The sequence below is a fragment of the Bradyrhizobium sp. SYSU BS000235 genome, assembly GCF_049747295.1.
Classification (GTDB): Bacteria; Pseudomonadota; Alphaproteobacteria; order Rhizobiales; family Xanthobacteraceae; genus Afipia.
Genome location: NZ_JBMHJM010000001.1, coordinates 377130 through 393490 on the forward strand (window position 1 = coordinate 377130; position 16361 = coordinate 393490).

Sequence of the window (16361 nt, forward strand, 5' to 3'; positions counted from 1 at the left end):
ACCGGGTGCGGTCAGTTGACGAACTTTCCGCCGAGCTCATCCTCGATATGGATGCGGATGATGTCGTCAAATGTCTTTTCCGCCGTGGTAAAGCCGAGCTTCAGCGCACGCTCGGTGGCGAAATCGCGCGGCCAGCCCGCAACGATCCCCATGATCGTCTGGTCCGGTTCACGCTTGATCCGCGCCGTGACATTTGCGCCGGCGACGCGGGTCAGCGCGGCGATCTGCTCGCCAACCGTGGCCGAGAGACCCGGCATGCTGAGCGCGCGGCGCGGACCAATGGTGTTGGTATCCATCGTCGCGGCATGAATCAAAAACCCCACGGCAGAACGCGGTGATGCGTGCCAATGGCGCACGTCCTCCGAAACCGGAAGAATGGCTTCCTTGCCCGCGAGCGGCTCGCGGAGGATGTTCGAGAAAAAGCCCGATGCGGCCTTGTTCGGGGCGCCCGGACGCACACAGATGGTCGGCAGGCGGATGGAAACGCCGTCGAGCAGGCCCTTACGGGTGTAATCCGAAATCAGAAGTTCACCGATGGTCTTCTGCGTACCGTAGCTTGTCAGCGGCGTGTTGAAGAACTCGTCGCCGATCTTCTCTGGGAACGGCGCGCCAAACACGGCAATCGACGACGTAAACACAACGCGCGGCTTGTAGTCGCCGCCGATCGCGCGGATGGCATCGATCAGGTAGCGGGTGCCGTCGAGATTGATCCGATAGCCCTTGTCAAAGTCTGCTTCCGCTTCGCCGGAGACAATCGCCGCGAGATGAAAGATCACGTCCGGCTTGCCGGCGACCAGCTTAACAACCGCCGACTGCTCCGCCACATCGCATGTCACGGTCTCGACCGGGATCGACGTATTCGGCTTTGCGGGTGGCACCACGTCCTGCAACGTCATGCGTTTGATATCGGTCTTGCCGAGACGGCCATCGCTCAACAGCCGATCGACCAGTTTGCGACCGACCATGCCGGCTGCACCGAGAACAAGAATATGCAAGGTCTCGCCCCTTCTCTGGAGTTTCTTCTTTAAATTGAGATTATTCTTTGACGGCGCCGGTCATGGCCGACACGTAGTGCTCGACAAAGAACGCGTAGAGGATGACCAGCGGCAGCGAGCCGACCAGCGCACCCGCCATCAGCGATCCCCACTTGTAGACGTCACCATCGACGAACTCGTTGACGATCGCCACGGGGACGGTCTTGTTCTGCGTCGATGACAGGAACGTCAGTGCATAGATGAACTCGTTCCAGCACAGCGTGAAGCAGAAGATGAAGGCCGAGATCAATCCAGGAACCGCCAGCGGCAGGATGACCTTGATCAGAATCTGCCAACGGCTGGCACCATCAATCAGCGCGCATTCCTCAAGCTCATAAGGAATGGTCTTGAAATATCCCATCAGCAACCAAGTCGAGAATGGAATAAGGATCGTGGGATAAACCAGAATGAGCGACAGTGGTGAATCGAACAGTCCGTACGAGTGAATGACCGACGCCAGCGGGATGAACAGGATCGACGGTGGCACGAGATAAGCCAGGAAAATGGACGCGCTAACAACATTTGCGCCCTTGAACCGCAGACGCACGATGGCATAGGCGGCCATCACGCTCGCAACGATCGACAGGAACGTCGCGGCGGTAGCGACATACATGGTGTTCCACAGCCATCGCGGATACTGCGTCTCAAACAGCAGCTTCTTGATGTGCTTCAGCGTCGGATCGACAACCCAGAACGGGTTGAAAGTATCCATATCGATCAATTGCGCGTCCGGCTTAATCGACGTCAGCGCCATCCAGTAGAACGGGAACAGCAGAATAACGACGATAATGAACAGCGGGATGTAGAGCGTGATGATCTTGCTGGGCAAGGATTCCAGATAGCTCATGCCCTCGCTGTTGTCGCTCGCGGCGGCAGTCGCTGGCGGATGTGCGGCGTGATCAGTCATTGTCGGATCCTTGCTGCCATTTGCGGCGCTGCATGCCGAACCACGAAATGGTAATCGCGGCAAGAAGGAACGGAATCATGGCCGTGGCAATCGCGGCGCCCTCACCCAGGCGGCCGCTGAGAATGCCACGCTGATAGCTGAGCGTCGCCATCAGGTGCGTTGAATTCGCCGGACCGCCACGCGTCAGCGCCCAGATCAACTGGAAGTCCGTGAAGGTGAACAGCACCGAGAACGTCATGACAACGGCGATGATCGGCGTCAGCAACGGATAAGTGATGTAGCGGAAACGCTGCCAATTACTCGCCCCGTCCAGCGTTGCCGCCTCGTAGAGCGACGGCGAAACGGTCTGCAGGCCCGCCAGCAGCGTGATGGCGACGAAAGGCACGCCGCGCCAGATGTTGGCAATGATCACACAGATGCGCGCCCAGGTGGCATCGCCGAGGAAGTTGATGTTGTAGTCGATGAGACCCAGCCTCCGCAGCGACCATGAAATGATCGAGAACTGCGAATCGTAGATCCACCAGAATGCGATGGCGGAGAGCACGGTGGGCACAATGAACGGAATCAGCACCGCCGCGCGGATGATCGCCTTCCCCGGCATATTGCGATTCAACAGCAGCGCCAGATATAGACCGATGGCAAATTTGACGGCGCTCGCAACCGCTGTGTAGATCAGCGTATTCGTGACCGACAGCCAGAAGACGGCGTCGTCCATCAACCACTGATAATTCTCAAGGCCGACAAAGGCGCCGCCGCGCCCGATGCGCAGATCGGTGAAGCTCATCCAGATGCCGAGGCCAAGTGGATAAGCCAAAAACAACAGCAGGAACGCGCCCGCAGGGAGCATGAACCAGAATGCGATCCAGTTACGGTTCGCGGACAGCCGCTGCCAGAACGACAGTGTACTGACGTATGGCTTCGGTGCAGGCATCGACGCCGGTATCGTGCTCATGGGCCGGACCTTCTCAGAATAACGAAACACGCCGGCGCGAATAGGTTCGCGCCGGCGAAGTCGAACTTAGCGATAGAGACGCTTGGCCTGCCGCTCGGCGGACGCGATGGAGCCCTTGGCGTCCTCACGGCCCGTGCAGTAGTTCGCGAACATGTCGACCACGATGAAGTCGGCGATCGCGGCGGCTGCGTTCTCACCCAGCGTGCCGAGACCTGCCGGCGTCAGCGTGCGCTTGGCAACATCGCGGTACACTGTGCGCTTCGGATCCGCCGTCCAGATCGGGTTGGCGTCGTAGGCCAGCAGGAAGTGCGAGAGATAGCCCTGCGCTGCCGCAACCCACGGATTGAACTGGTCGGCTTCGAGCATGAATGCCGTCAGCGCCTTACAGGCCTGTGGGTACTTGGTGAAGTTGAACGTCAGCATCGTGAATGGCAGGTGCAGTTCGGTCGGCTTGCCCACCGGTCCGATCGGCATGTACGCGTGGTTCATGTCGTCGGCGATAGCCTTGTTCTCCTTCGATGCCGTCACGTACACCGAGATGCCGTTGACGGTGCAGTGGAGCTGGCCGGACAGGAACGCCTTGTTGTTCGAGGAATCGTTCCACGAGGCGGTGCCGGGGATGAAGGTGCCATACAGAGCCTTCACGTATTCCAGCGCCTTCAGCGTCTCAGGCGAGTTGATGATGACCTTGTCGTTCTTGTCGACGAGGTAACCACCGTGTGACCACAGCGCCCAGTGCATCCAGGTGTTGGCGTCGCCCGAGGCGTGGCCGATCGCCATGCCGGCCGGCGTACCATTCTTGTTGAGGCCCTTGCACAGTTCAAGGAAGCCAGCGTTGTCCTTCGGGAATTCCTTGAAGCCGGCTTTTTCCATCGAGCTGATGCGGTAGTTCATCAGCGCGCCCGTGCACGCGACTGGAATACCGATCCACTTGCCCTTGGACTTGCCGTAGGCATCGGCCGAAGGTGCCCACCCACCGTACTTGCCGCCAAGATAGTTCGCAACGTCGGTCACGTCGGTGCACTTCTCCGGGAACAAGTGCGGCAGCGAATAGAGACCCCACACCATGTCGAGGCCCTGCCCCGTGTTGGCAGCAACCGAAGCCTTCGGCTGAATGTCATCGTAGGACTCGTTCGAGACGTTGACTTCAACGCCGGTCGCCTTGGTGAAGGCCTGGATCATGTTCATGAAGGCCTGGTCTTCGGCTTCCACGAAGCGCTTCCAGCGCAGCAGGTTGATCTTGGCGCCTGCTTCCGGCTTCCACTGCGCGGTCTGCGCCCAAGCCTTGGCAAAGCCCATCAGCTGATCGGCCGTCAGGGTTGCCGCACCGGCAAGCACCGAGGCGCCACCTTTCAGCAACGACCGTCGATTTGGCATAAACGTCGTCATAGTGACCTTCTCCCTGTTACACCGGCTCTTGATGATGCGGGCCGGCTATTCGTTACGAATGTTGTCGTTTCTCAGAAGCACCTCAGTTAATCAGGCGCTTTCCTGTCTCCTTGTCGAAGACGTGTGCTGAGCTCGGGACCGGCTTCAGCTTGATCTTGTCGCCCGGCTTGACCGGACGGCGGTCGCGGATCACCGCAATCAGGTCCTGATCACCAATGCGCGCGACGATCTGCGTCTCCGAACCGGTCGGTTCAACGACCGCAACCTCGGCGTCGACGCCATCATCGGCGAATTCGAGATGCTCGGGGCGGATGCCGTAGGTCACGGGCTGGCCATCGAGGCCGGAGCGTGATGCCAACAGCGGCAGACGGCTGCCGTTCGGCGTCTCGACATAAGGCTGATTGCTGTTAACGAGCTTGCCTTCGAGGAAATTCATCGCGGGCGAACCGATGAACCCGGCGACAAACTTGTTGTCCGGATGATCGTAAAGCTCCAGCGGCGAGCCCATCTGCTCGACGATTCCGTCGTGCATGACGACGATCTTGTCCGCCATGGTCATGGCTTCGATCTGATCGTGCGTCACGTAAACCGTGGTGGTCTTGAGCCGCTGATGCAGTTCCTTGATTTCGGTGCGCATGGCAACGCGCAGCTTGGCATCAAGATTCGAAAGCGGTTCGTCGAACAGGAACACCTGCGGATCACGCACAATTGCGCGGCCCATTGCGACGCGCTGGCGCTGACCGCCGGACAATTGCCGTGGATAGCGCTCCAGCATCTCGCGCAAGCCGAGAATGTCGGCAGCACGGCCCACCAGCTTGTTGATCTCGTCCTGATTTGCGTTACGCAGCTTCAGCGAGAAGCCCATGTTCTGGGCCACCGTCATGTGCGGATACAGCGCGTAATTCTGGAACACCATGGCGATGTCCCGCTCCTTCGGCTGCACGTCATTGACGACGCGGTCCCCGATCGAAATCGTCCCAGAGGTGATCTTTTCCAGACCCGCCAGCATGCGCAGCAAGGTCGATTTTCCGCAGCCTGAAGGGCCTACCAGAACGACGAATTGGCCGTCCTCGATAGGAACTGTCACGCCGTGCAGGACTTCGAATCCACCAAACGATTTACGCACGTCGTGAATGTGCACGGACGCCATATAGCTCTCTCCTCGTATTCCCCGGCGTCGTCCGGCGTAAGGCCGTCGCTGCTCTGTCGTTTTTCTGAAACTTCGTGTTGGAAGTTCGGCTTGAAGGTATTGCCAGCGGTTTGACCGTTCTTGCTATTAGACTGATGTCTTATCAGACTTTTTCGATTGTGTCCCTTAATTGGTCAAAGATCGGATGTTTGGCCCGGCAACGTTGCAGAGGTCGGCCCGACATGCAAACATTACTGCAGCCAGTCACACAAAGAGTTGTGTGCAGTGCGGGAGAAACCTGTGACAAAAAACGCCAACGACAACGACGCCACGACCAGCAATGCCAATAATAAAGGCAAGGGTCGCAAACTCCGTTCTCAGCTCTGGTTCGACAATCCCCATAATCCGGGGATGACTGCGCTCTATCTCGAGCGGTACCTGAATTACGGCCTGACCCGTCAGGAATTGCAGTCCGGCAAGCCGATTATCGGCATCGCGCAGACTGGTAACGATCTCTCCCCCTGCAACCGCCACCACATCGAGCTCGCTCAGCGCGTGCGCGAGGGCATCCGCGAGGCCGGCGGCATCGCGATGGAATTCCCGACCCACCCGATTCAGGAAACCGGAAAGCGGCCGACCGCGGCGCTTGACCGTAATCTTGCTTATCTCGGACTTGTCGAAATCCTGTTCGGCTACCCGCTGGACGGCGTGGTGCTCACCACCGGATGTGACAAAACAACCCCGGCCTGCATGATGGCCGCAGCAACGGTCAACATTCCTGCGATCGTGCTCTCCGGCGGCCCAATGCTCAACGGCTGGTTCAACGGCGAACGGACCGGCTCCGGTACCGTGGTCTGGAAATCGCGCGAGGAAATGGCCGCCGGCAAGATCAATTACGATGAATTCATGGAGATCGTCGCCTCCTCCGCACCATCGGTCGGCCATTGCAACACCATGGGCACTGCCTCCACCATGAACTCGCTGGCCGAGGCGCTCGGCTTTTCGTTGCCCGGTTGCGCGGCCATTCCGGCGCCTTATCGCGAACGCGGACAGATTGCCTATGAGACCGGCAAACGCGCGGTCGAGATGGTGTGGGAAGATCTCAAACCGTCAGATTTCCTCACCCGTGAAGCATTCGAGAACTGCATTGTGGTCAACTCGGCGATTGGTGGCTCCACCAACGCGCCAATCCACATCAATGCCCTCGCCCGTCATATCGGCGTCGAACTCACCGTCGAGGATTGGCAGAAATTCGGTCACGACGTTCCGCTGCTCGTGAATATGCAGCCTGCGGGATATTACCTCGGTGAAGAGTATCATCGCGCAGGCGGCGTTCCGGCCGTGGTACGCGAGCTGATGAAGCACAAGCGCATCCATGAAAATGCATTGACCGTCAACGGCAAGACCATGGGCGAGAACTGCAAAGCCGCGGTTGCGCCGGATAACGACGTGATCCGCACCTACGACAAGCCGCTGGTGAAAGATGCGGGATTCCTCGTCCTGCGCGGCAACCTGTTCGACTCCGCCATCATGAAGACCAGCGTGATTTCGAAGGAATTCCGCGACCGCTATCTGTCGAATCCGAAGGATCCTGAAGCTTTCGAGGGACGCGCGATCGTGTTCGAAGGCCCGGAAGACTATCATGACCGCATCGACGATCCGTCCCTGAACATCGACGAGCACTGCATGCTGTTCGTCCGCGGTGTCGGTCCGATCGGCTATCCCGGCGGCGCGGAAGTGGTGAACATGCAGCCGCCCGCGGCCCTGATCAAAAAGGGAATCACTGCGCTGCCGTGCATCGGCGATGGGCGGCAGTCCGGCACGTCGGGCTCGCCATCGATCCTCAATGCCTCGCCGGAAGCGGCAGCCAACGGCGGCCTCGCGATTCTCAAGACCGGTGACCGTGTCCGCATCGACCTGAAGAAGGGTGAAGCGAACATCCTGATTTCCGACGACGAGGTGAAGCAGCGCCACGCGGATTTGCAAGCAAAGGGCGGCTTCCCCTTCCCGGCCAATCAGACCCCATGGCAGGAGCTTTATCGCAACACCGTCGGCCAGCATGCCACCGGTGCGTGCCTGGAGCTTGCAACACGCTATCATAACATCGCCGGCACCGTCGGCGTTGCGCGTGACAACCACTAAGAACAATTCAAGGCAGGAAACAGATGTCTGATCGATTGAAAGGCAAGCGCGCCTTCGTGACAGCGGGTGCGGTAGGGATCGGACGCGCGTGCGCCATCGCCTTCGCGAAAGAAGGCGCGACCGTGATCGCGACCGATCTTGATGAGAAAACAGTCGCAACACTGACCAAGGAAGGTGTCGCGGAAACGTTCAAACTTGATGCCCGTGACACGGCGGCTGTCGATGCGCTCGCCAAGCGCGTCGGCAAGGTGGACATCCTGCTGAATGCCGCAGGCTTCGTGCACAACGGTACCGTCCTGGAATGCTCGGAAGACGACTGGGACTTCTCGTTCGACCTCAACGTGAAATCCATGCATCGTACGATCAAGGCGTTCCTGCCTGCCATGCTGGAAGGCGGCGGCGGTTCGATCGTCAACGTCTCCTCGGCTGCCGGCGTGTTCAAGGCCGCACCAAACCGCTACGTCTACAGTGCCACCAAGGCAGCGGTGGCCGCGCTGACCCGCGCAGTTGCGGTCGACTTCATCACCAAGGGCGTCCGCTGCAACGCGATCTGCCCCGGCACAATCGAAACCCCGTCCATGCTGGGCCGTGCGGCGGCGCTCGGCGCCGGTGGCCGGGACATGTTCGTCAGCCGTCAGCCCATGGGCCGCCTCGGCACGGCAGAGGAAATCGCTGCGCTTGCCGTCTACCTCGCCAGCGATGAAAGCGCATTCACCACCGGTGTCGCGCACATCATCGACGGCGGCTGGACGCTCTAGTTTTTAAGTGGACGCGTTTTCTTCACGCGAACCGGAATCCACTTCGCTTGAAAACGCTATCGTAAAACAAATCTGGAGAAACGCTTTGAACAAGATTGACCTGACCGGACGATGTGCCGTGGTCACCGGCGGCGCGCAGGGTTTTGGCCGCGCCATCACTGAACGCTTTGTCGCCTCGGGCGCGAAAGTCGCAATCTGGGATTTCGACCAGCCGCTGGCGGACAAAACTGCCAAGGAAATCGGTCCCGCTGTCACGGCCCTCGAAGTTGACGTCACCAGCGTCGACGCCGTGGAAGCCGCAACCGCTGCGACGCTGAAGGCCTTCGGCCGCATCGATATTCTCGTCAACAACGCAGGCATCGCCGGCGTCAACAAGCCAGTCGCCGACCTGTCCTATGACGAGTGGCGGCAGGTGATGAAGATCAATCTCGACGGCCCCTTCATCTGCTGCAAGGCCCTCGTGCCGACGATGAAGAAGCAAAACTACGGGCGCATCGTGAACATTGCCTCCATTGCGGGCAAGGAAGGCAACCCCAACGCATCGCACTACTCGGCCTCCAAGGCCGGCGTGATCGCCCTGACAAAATCGCTGGGCAAGGAGCTGGCCGGCACGGACATCGCCGTCAATGCGGTCACCCCCGCGGCCGCGAAAACCGCGATTTTCGATCAGATGACGCAGCAGCACATCGACTTCATGCTGTCGAAGATTCCACGCGGACGCTTTTTGAAGGTCGACGAACTTGCGTCGCTGGTTGCGTGGATGTCGTCGGAGGAATGCCTCTACACCACCGGCGCTGTGTTCGACATCTCAGGTGGCCGCGCGACTTACTGAGCCTGCCCCTAAAGTACATCACAATAAAAAATGCCGGGCTTTGGCCCGGCATTTTTGTTCCGTCGTGAGCGAAGTGACTACTTTCCTTCACGCCGCATGAAATCGAAATCGCAGCCTTCGTCGGCCTGCGTGATCGTCTCATTAAAGAGCTGCGCATAACCGCGCTTCGCCCAGTCCGGCGTCTGCAGTTTCGGAAGCGCAGCTTGCCGTTTCTTCAGTTCAGCCTCGTCCACGAGAAGATCGATGCTGCGGCTGGCAACATCGAGCTTGATCATGTCGCCGGTCTGCACCAGCGCCAGTGGCCCGCCGACCGCCGACTCCGGCGTGATATGCAGGACGATGGTGCCGAACGCAGTGCCGCTCATGCGCGCGTCGGAAATGCGGACCATGTCCTTCACGCCCGTGCGCAGAATCTTCTGCGGGATCGGCAGATACCCTGCCTCCGGCATGCCCGGTGCCCCTTTCGGACCGGCATTGCGCAGCACCAGCACGTCCTCCGCCTTCACATCCAGATCTGGATCGTCCACGCGCAGCGTCATGTCCTCGACGGACTCAAAGACAACGGCCCGGCCGGTGTGCTGCAAGAGATTCGCGCTTGCCGCGGACTGCTTGATCACCGCACCACGGGGGGCGAGATTGCCGTGCAGGACGGCCATCGCACCTTCCGACTTGATCGGATTGTTGCGCGAGCGGATCGCATCCTGGCCCGGCACCTCTTCGGCCTTCGCGACAACGTCGCGCAGCGTGCCACCGGCAACGGTCTTGGCGTCGAGATCAATCAGATCGCCGAGCTCCTTCATCAACTTCGGCACGCCGCCGGCATGATGGAAGTGCTCCATGTAATGCTGACCGGACGGCTTGAGGTCGATCAGCACAGGCACTTCGCGGCCGAGCTTGTCGAAAGCATCCAATTCGATGTTGTGCGGTGTGCGGTTGGCGATCGCCGTCAGGTGGATCAGACCATTGGTCGAGCCGCCGATGGCCTGCAGCACCACCTGCGCGTTGCGGAACGCCGATGGTGTCAGCAACTCACTGGGGCGCGGGCCACCCGTGACGGCCATTTCCGCCGCGCGCTTGCCGCTCGCCTCGGCCGAACGGACGCGTTCGGCATGGGGCGCCGGAATGGTCGCGCTCATGGGCAGCGACAGCCCCAACGTTTCCGTGATGCAAGCCATGGTGCTTGCGGTGCCCATCACCATGCAGGTGCCCACCGACGGAGCGAGACGACCGTTGACCGCTTCGATCTCCTCCGCATCGATTTCACCGGCGCGATATTTCCCCCACATCCGACGGCAATCGGTGCAGGCACCCAGCACTTCGCCCTTGTGGTGACCCACCACCATCGGGCCGACCGGGATCACGACTGTCGGCAGATCGGCGCTGACAGCCGCCATGATCTGTGCCGGCAAGGTCTTGTCGCAGCCACCAATCACCACAACCGCATCCATCGGCTGTGCGCGGATCATCTCCTCCGTATCCATGGCCATCAGATTGCGAAGATACATCGACGTCGGATACGAGAAGCTCTCGGCAATAGAGATGGTCGGGAACACCATCGGCATGGCGCCGGCCAGCATGACGCCGCGCTTCACCGCCTCGATCAGCTGCGGGACATTGCCATGACAGGGATTGTAGTCGCTGTAGGTGTTGGTGATGCCGACGATGGGGCGCTCCAGCGCGTCATCGGAATAGCCCATTGCCTTGATGAAGGCCTTACGCAGGAACAGCGAAAACCCGGGATCGCCGTAACTGGTCAGCCCCTTCTTGAGACCTTTGGTCATTTTGTCTTTTCCGTCAGATTCTTAAGCGAGAATTGCGCAAGCGGCAGTTAAAGACCATTTCTTGCCGAAACGCAAAGCGACTGCATTTAATCGATCCGGGCGCCGGAATCCTTGGCAACCTTCTTCCACTTCTGGGTTTCCGCGGCGATGAAACTGGCGACCTCTGCCGGCGGTTGACCGCCAGGTTGCGCCCCCATGTCCCGCAACCGCGCGACGATGTTGGGCTCTTTCAGGATGTCGCTGATTTGCTTGTACAGCTTGTCGCGAACGGCCTGCGGCGTGCCTTTGGGCACCATGAAGCCGAACCAGGTGGTGACATCGTAGCCCTTCAATCCGGCTTCTGCGAGCGTCGGCAGGTCGGGAAAGAACGGCGAGCGCTCGGGCGTGCTGACCGCAAGCGCACGGACACTGCCGGCCTGGATATGAGGCATTGCCGATCCGCTGGTCTCGATGGCCATTTGAATCTGTCCTGAGATCAGGTCAGTCATCATCGGCGCGCCGCCCTTATAGGGCACGTGCACGATGTCGACGCCGAGCATGGCCCGGAAAAGTTCGCCCGACATGTGTTCCGTGCTGCCCGGCCCTGCCGAGCCGAAGTTGACCTTGCCTGGATTGGCCTTGATGTAGGCGATCAGTTCGCTAACGGTTTTCGCGGGCACCGATGGATGGACGATCAGGACGTTGGGCACCTGGGCTGCCAGCGTGATCGGCTCGAAATCCTTCTCGAAATCATAGGGCAGCGACTTGTAGAGACCTGGCGCCATCGTATGAGCAACAGTGGCAAGGAATATCGTGTAGCCGTCCGGCGCCGCCTTCGCGGCCATTCCCGCCGCGAGCGTCCCTCCCGCCCCTGCGCGGTTCTCCACCACGACCGGCTGCCCGAGCTTTTCCGTCAACGCCTGCGCAATCGGCCGTGCCACCAGATCCGTTGTGCCGCCCGCCGCAAACGGGACAACCAGCGTGATCGGCCGCGTCGGCCAGTCCTGCGCATAGACGGAACTGGACAACAGCAGGGCGACGAAAGCGAGTGCAGTTCGGACGAGGGACATGCGGATCATTCCACTGCGTTGGCGGTTCACCGGGCTATTTCGGCTTACATCGTCGCGCCAAGAACCCATGGGGCGAATTCGGCTGCACCGAAATCGAACGCTTCGCTCTTGGTCTGCTCACCGGATGCGACGCGCAGCATCAGATTGAAGATCCGCTCGCCGCACTCCTGCACGGTTTCATCGCCGTCGAGGATGGTGCCGCAGTTCACGTCCATGTCCTCTTCCATGCGCTTGAACATCGGCGTGTTGGTCGCGAGCTTGATGGACGGCGCGGGCTTGCAGCCGAACACGCTGCCGCGGCCCGTGGTGAAGCAGACAAGGTTTGCGCCACCCGCCACCTGACCTGTCGCGGCAACCGGATCGAAGCCGGGGGTATCCATGAAGACAAAGCCCTTCTTCGTGACGGCTTCTGCGTAAGCCACCACGTCAACGAGATTCGTGCTGCCGGCCTTCGCCATGGCGCCCAAAGACTTCTCGAGGATCGTGGTCAGCCCACCTGCCTTGTTGCCGGGGCTTGGATTGGAATCCATCTCCGCACCTTCGCGCGCGGTGTACTCTTCCCACCAGCGCATCAGGGCCACGAGCTTCTCGCCAACCTCGCGACTCACAGCGCGGCGCGTCAGGAGATGCTCCGCACCGTAGGTTTCAGGCGTCTCCGACAGAATGACCGTGCCACCGTGACGAACCAACAAATCGCTCGCCGCACCAAGCGCGGGATTGGCCGAGACGCCCGAATAGCCGTCCGAGCCGCCACACTGCAGGGCGACGGTCAGTTCACTTGCTGGGCAGGCCTCGCGCGCGGCCTTGTTGGAATCCGCGAGCACTTCGCGCACGAACGCAACGCCCGCCTCGACCGTCTTGCGCGACCCACCGACTTCCTGAATGTCCATGGCGCGCAAGCGCCCGGCGAGCTTCTGCTCCTCCATGAACCCGCCGATCTGGTTCATCTCGCATCCGAGGCCCAGCACGATCACATGAGAGAAGTTCACATGCCGCGCGTAGCCGCCGAGCGTGCGCCGGAGCACGGTCAGCGGCTCAAGTTGCGTCATTCCGCATCCGGTCTTGTGCGTCAGCGCCACCACGCCGTCGACATTGGGAAAGTCCGCCAGCGGATCATGTCCGGTAAATGGGTTCTTCTTGAAGACATCGGCAACCAGGCCCGCGACATGCGCGCTGCAGTTCACGCTGGTCAGGATGCCGATGTAGTTACGCGTGGCGACGCGCCCGTCGGGACGGCGGATCCCCTGAAATGTCGCGGGCAAATCGAAATTCGGTGTCGGCTTGACGTCCACGCCCCACGCATAGTCCTTCGAGAACTCGCCCATACCGATGTTCTGCACATGGACATGCTGTCCGGGCGCGATCGGCTTGGTCGCGAAACCGATGATCTGGCCATAACGCTTGACTGGTTCACCGACCGCGATCGGCTTCACCGCCACCTTGTGACCGGCGGGAATTCGTTCGGTCACCGTAACGCCCTGTGCGACTTCTACACCGGGCAATAAAACCGCGCGGGCGATCACCACGCTGTCCTCAGAGTGCAGCCGAATGACAGGTGCAGGCGCCATGGAGATCTCCCGTTAAAATCGTGCTCTTGCCGTTGTCGCCGGGTGCCTTCCCGGCTTTCTTCACTTTGTATCGTATATCAGAAAACGTGGATGCCCGGCACGAGGCCGGGCATCTTTCGTCTGGTTCCGCGAGGGAGGCGTACTTACGCCTTCCCGCCTGAATTCTTGCGCGTCTCAGCGATGTGACTCTTGGCGGACATCGCCAGCAATCCGCTGTCATTCAAGATGGTGACCAGCTTGAACCCGCGCTGGATGGCGAGCGTTGCGCCAGCCGCGCCACTGCAGTGAATGCCTGGGAAGATGCCGCGCTTTTCGCACGCCTTCACGATCTTCTCATAGATCGCAAGCATCTCCGGCTCAGTCCGGTCCAACGTCGGATGCAGGCCATAGGAGAAGCCGAGATCCGACGGGCCGATGTAAACGCCCGCGATACCCGGTACATCGAGAATGGAGTCCAGATTTTCGACCGCCGTCTTGGTCTCAATCATCGGAATGCACAGCGTCTCGTCGTTCGCGGTCTGCTGGTAGGTGCCCGCCGAGCCATACATCATAGCGCGGATCGGTCCGTTGCTGCGTGCACCGCGCGGCGGATATTTGCAGTAAGAGACAAAGCGCTCTGCCTCCTCCTTGGTGTTGATCATCGGACAGATCACGCCATAGGCGCCGCCATCCAGCACCTTGCCGATGATGCCAGGCTCGTTCCATGGCACGCGAACCATCGGCGTGACCGGATGGGCCTGCATCGCCTGGAAGCACTGGATCATCGACTGATAGTCCTGCACGCCGTGCTGGATATCGACGGTGACGCTGTCGAAGCCGCATTGCGCCATCACCTCGGCGGAGAAGCCCGAAGGGATCGCAAGCCACGCGTTGACGACGACCTTACCGGCCGCCCAGATTTCCTTGACCTTATTTGCCATTCGCTCGTTTCCAATTTCTGTTCTAATTCTTGTGTCGCTGGGGCGAACGTCATGCATGAACCCGCCCTCCGGTTGATGGTGTTATCCGACGGCCTTTGCGATAGCGGCTTCGTCGATTCCAACCAAGCGCGCAGTGGCCGCGATCGACTCCCAGGTCTCTTCAGTCAGCGGCACGCCGTTCTTGGTGCGCTCGGCGCGCATTGCGGATTCCGGCTCGCCGGGAATGAGAACCGCATCGTGGCCTTGCGCCAGCTTGCTGTCCTTGAAGTAAGAAATGTAACGGGCGACCTCGCCATCGAAGAAGTGCTCGGGGTCGACACGCTTCGGATCAATAAAGATCGCCAGCATGCCGTTGGCGAAACGCCGGTCCGGCTTGGTCGCACCGTTGCCGGTCAAGGCACCGCCCAGCAATTCGCACATCAACGCCAGCCCCGAGCCCTTGTGCTCGCCGAATGCGCGGATAGCCCCTGTGCCCTGCGCATGAACACGCGGACCATTCGGCTCATACGGCCCGTACAGAACGTGCGGGTCTTCACTCAGGCTGCCATCTTCAGTGACAAGCGCACCCTTCGGCAGCTTCTTTCCGCCACGGCTCGCCACCATGACCTTGCCTTCGGCGACGATGGACGTTGCGAAGTCCAGCACAACCGGGTCTTTCCCCGGACGCGGGATACCAACGCAATAGGGCGCAGTAGACAGCTTGCGGGCAACGCCTCCAAACGGCGCGACCAGGATCGAGCCCGCCGCGTTGACGAAATAAATCGAGATCAGACCTTCCGCAGCCGCCATTTCGGCCCAGTCCCCAACGCGTCCGAGATGGCCGGAATTGCGCAACGTCATGGCAGCAAGGCCATTGGCCTTGCACTTCTCGATGCCGATCGCGACGGCCTGCGGCGTCACGGTCTGACCGTAACCGAAACCGCCATCGACAACGACTAGCGACGGTGTGTCGACGGTGAGCTTGATCTTCTGATCAGGAATAATGACGCCTTCCTTGGCCCATTTGACGTATTGCGGCACGCGAATGACGCCGTGGCTGTCATGCCCGGTGAGGTTGGCGGTCGTCAGATATTTGGCGATACGCTCGGCTTCGGCTCTTGACGACCCTGCACGCGAAAAGATGTCAGCGACGAAGTCGATGAGCTTCTGAACTTTTAATGTAACCATAGTTAGACGTTTGCCTTCGTATGGCCGCCTAGATAAGCGGCTCTGATTGCTTCATTACCCCACAGCTCGTCGGGCTTTCCGCCGAGAGCGAGACGGCCGGTTTCCAGCACATACCCATAATCGGCGACGGACAATCCCATTCGCGCATTTTGTTCAACAAGTAAAACTGTTGTGTTCCGGCGGATTTCGGCGATGATCCGAAACACCGCCTGCACGATGACCGGCGCAAGCCCCAGGGAAGGCTCATCCAACAACAGCAGGCGCGGCTTGGCCATCAAACCGCGCGCCACCGCCACCATCTGCAACTGCCCACCGGACAGCGTCCAGCCGAGCTTGTCAGAGAAAACACGAATATCCGGGAACAGATCGAACATCGCATCGGCTTCGCGCGACAGTTCGGCCGTTCCGATCCGGCGGTTGGACGCGCCGAGCATGATGTTCTCCTTGACGGTCAGGCCTGGGAAAACGCGCCTGCCCTCGGGCACATGCGAAATCCCAAGCCGGACAATCTGCTCCGGCCCAAGTCCCACGACGGATTTTCCATCGAACAGGATCTCACCGGCGCTGGGTTTCGTGAGACCCGAAATTGCGCGCAGCGTGGTGGATTTTCCGGCGCCGTTGGAGCCGAGCAGCGTGACCACCTGCCCTTCTTCCACTTTCAATGAAACGCTACGCAGCGCTTCGATTTCGCCATAACGGACGACGAGGTCTTTGATCTCGAGAAGGGCCATGG

At 60.3% G+C, this 16361-nt stretch carries 14 protein-coding genes; 3 read left to right on the forward strand and 11 right to left on the reverse strand.

Features of this window, described 5'->3' with window-relative positions; translation table 11 throughout:
- Nucleotides 1-11: 11 nt before the first annotated feature.
- From denD to ACP0KA_RS01685, 5 genes are all read right to left on the reverse strand, one after another.
- Nucleotides 12-995, reverse strand: a complete 984-nt coding sequence (gene denD, locus ACP0KA_RS01665; protein ID WP_424627102.1) for a D-erythronate dehydrogenase — start codon at nucleotides 993-995, stop codon at nucleotides 12-14.
- A 40-nt stretch (nucleotides 996-1035) separates the two neighbouring features.
- Nucleotides 1036-1941, reverse strand: a complete 906-nt coding sequence (locus ACP0KA_RS01670) for a carbohydrate ABC transporter permease (protein ID WP_424627103.1) — start codon at nucleotides 1939-1941, stop codon at nucleotides 1036-1038.
- Nucleotides 1934-2893: a carbohydrate ABC transporter permease gene (locus tag ACP0KA_RS01675; RefSeq protein ID WP_424627104.1), complete on the reverse strand. Its 960-nt coding sequence runs from the start codon at nucleotides 2891-2893 to the stop codon at nucleotides 1934-1936. Before ACP0KA_RS01675 ends, ACP0KA_RS01670 begins: the two co-directional genes overlap by 8 nt.
- Nucleotides 2894-2959: 66 nt before the next feature.
- Complete coding sequence (locus ACP0KA_RS01680) at nucleotides 2960-4282, reverse strand: ABC transporter substrate-binding protein (protein ID WP_424627105.1); 1323 nt, start codon at nucleotides 4280-4282, stop codon at nucleotides 2960-2962.
- Between the two features lie 82 nt (nucleotides 4283-4364).
- Nucleotides 4365-5432: an ABC transporter ATP-binding protein gene (locus tag ACP0KA_RS01685; RefSeq protein ID WP_424627106.1), complete on the reverse strand. Its 1068-nt coding sequence runs from the start codon at nucleotides 5430-5432 to the stop codon at nucleotides 4365-4367.
- 279 nt (nucleotides 5433-5711) lie between these two features.
- Here ACP0KA_RS01685 and ACP0KA_RS01690 point away from each other — a divergent pair, with 279 nt between their 5' ends.
- The 3 genes from ACP0KA_RS01690 to ACP0KA_RS01700 all read left to right on the forward strand — a co-directional run bounded on the left by ACP0KA_RS01690 (nucleotide 5712) and on the right by ACP0KA_RS01700 (nucleotide 9143).
- Nucleotides 5712-7553: an IlvD/Edd family dehydratase gene (locus ACP0KA_RS01690; RefSeq protein ID WP_424627107.1), complete on the forward strand. Its 1842-nt coding sequence runs from the start codon at nucleotides 5712-5714 to the stop codon at nucleotides 7551-7553.
- A 23-nt stretch (nucleotides 7554-7576) separates the two neighbouring features.
- Complete coding sequence (locus ACP0KA_RS01695) at nucleotides 7577-8311, forward strand: SDR family oxidoreductase (RefSeq protein ID WP_424627108.1); 735 nt, start codon at nucleotides 7577-7579, stop codon at nucleotides 8309-8311.
- A gap of 85 nt (nucleotides 8312-8396) precedes the next feature.
- Nucleotides 8397-9143 (forward strand): SDR family NAD(P)-dependent oxidoreductase, encoded by a 747-nt coding sequence (locus ACP0KA_RS01700; RefSeq protein ID WP_424627109.1) that lies wholly within the window; start codon nucleotides 8397-8399, stop codon nucleotides 9141-9143.
- A gap of 77 nt (nucleotides 9144-9220) precedes the next feature.
- On the opposite strand, the gene ACP0KA_RS01705 is transcribed toward ACP0KA_RS01700, so the two are convergent.
- The 6 genes from ACP0KA_RS01705 to ACP0KA_RS01730 all read right to left on the reverse strand — a co-directional run bounded on the left by ACP0KA_RS01705 (nucleotide 9221) and on the right by ACP0KA_RS01730 (nucleotide 16359).
- Complete coding sequence (locus tag ACP0KA_RS01705) at nucleotides 9221-10924, reverse strand: IlvD/Edd family dehydratase (protein WP_424627110.1); 1704 nt, start codon at nucleotides 10922-10924, stop codon at nucleotides 9221-9223.
- Nucleotides 10925-11010: 86 nt separating this feature from the next.
- Nucleotides 11011-11973 (reverse strand): Bug family tripartite tricarboxylate transporter substrate binding protein, encoded by a 963-nt coding sequence (locus ACP0KA_RS01710; RefSeq protein ID WP_424627111.1) that lies wholly within the window; start codon nucleotides 11971-11973, stop codon nucleotides 11011-11013.
- Nucleotides 11974-12017: 44 nt separating this feature from the next.
- Nucleotides 12018-13541, reverse strand: a complete 1524-nt coding sequence (locus tag ACP0KA_RS01715) for a UxaA family hydrolase (RefSeq protein ID WP_424627112.1) — start codon at nucleotides 13539-13541, stop codon at nucleotides 12018-12020.
- Between the two features lie 143 nt (nucleotides 13542-13684).
- Complete coding sequence (locus tag ACP0KA_RS01720) at nucleotides 13685-14461, reverse strand: HpcH/HpaI aldolase family protein (protein WP_424627113.1); 777 nt, start codon at nucleotides 14459-14461, stop codon at nucleotides 13685-13687.
- An 81-nt stretch (nucleotides 14462-14542) separates the two neighbouring features.
- Nucleotides 14543-15628, reverse strand: coding sequence for a malate/lactate/ureidoglycolate dehydrogenase (locus ACP0KA_RS01725; RefSeq protein ID WP_424627114.1), 1086 nt, complete (start codon nucleotides 15626-15628; stop codon nucleotides 14543-14545).
- Nucleotides 15629-15630: 2 nt separating this feature from the next.
- Nucleotides 15631-16359 carry an ABC transporter ATP-binding protein gene (locus ACP0KA_RS01730; RefSeq protein ID WP_424627115.1) on the reverse strand — a complete coding sequence of 243 codons (729 nt, stop codon included), beginning with the start codon at nucleotides 16357-16359 and terminating at the stop codon, nucleotides 15631-15633.
- Between the last annotated feature and the right edge of the window lie 2 nt (nucleotides 16360-16361).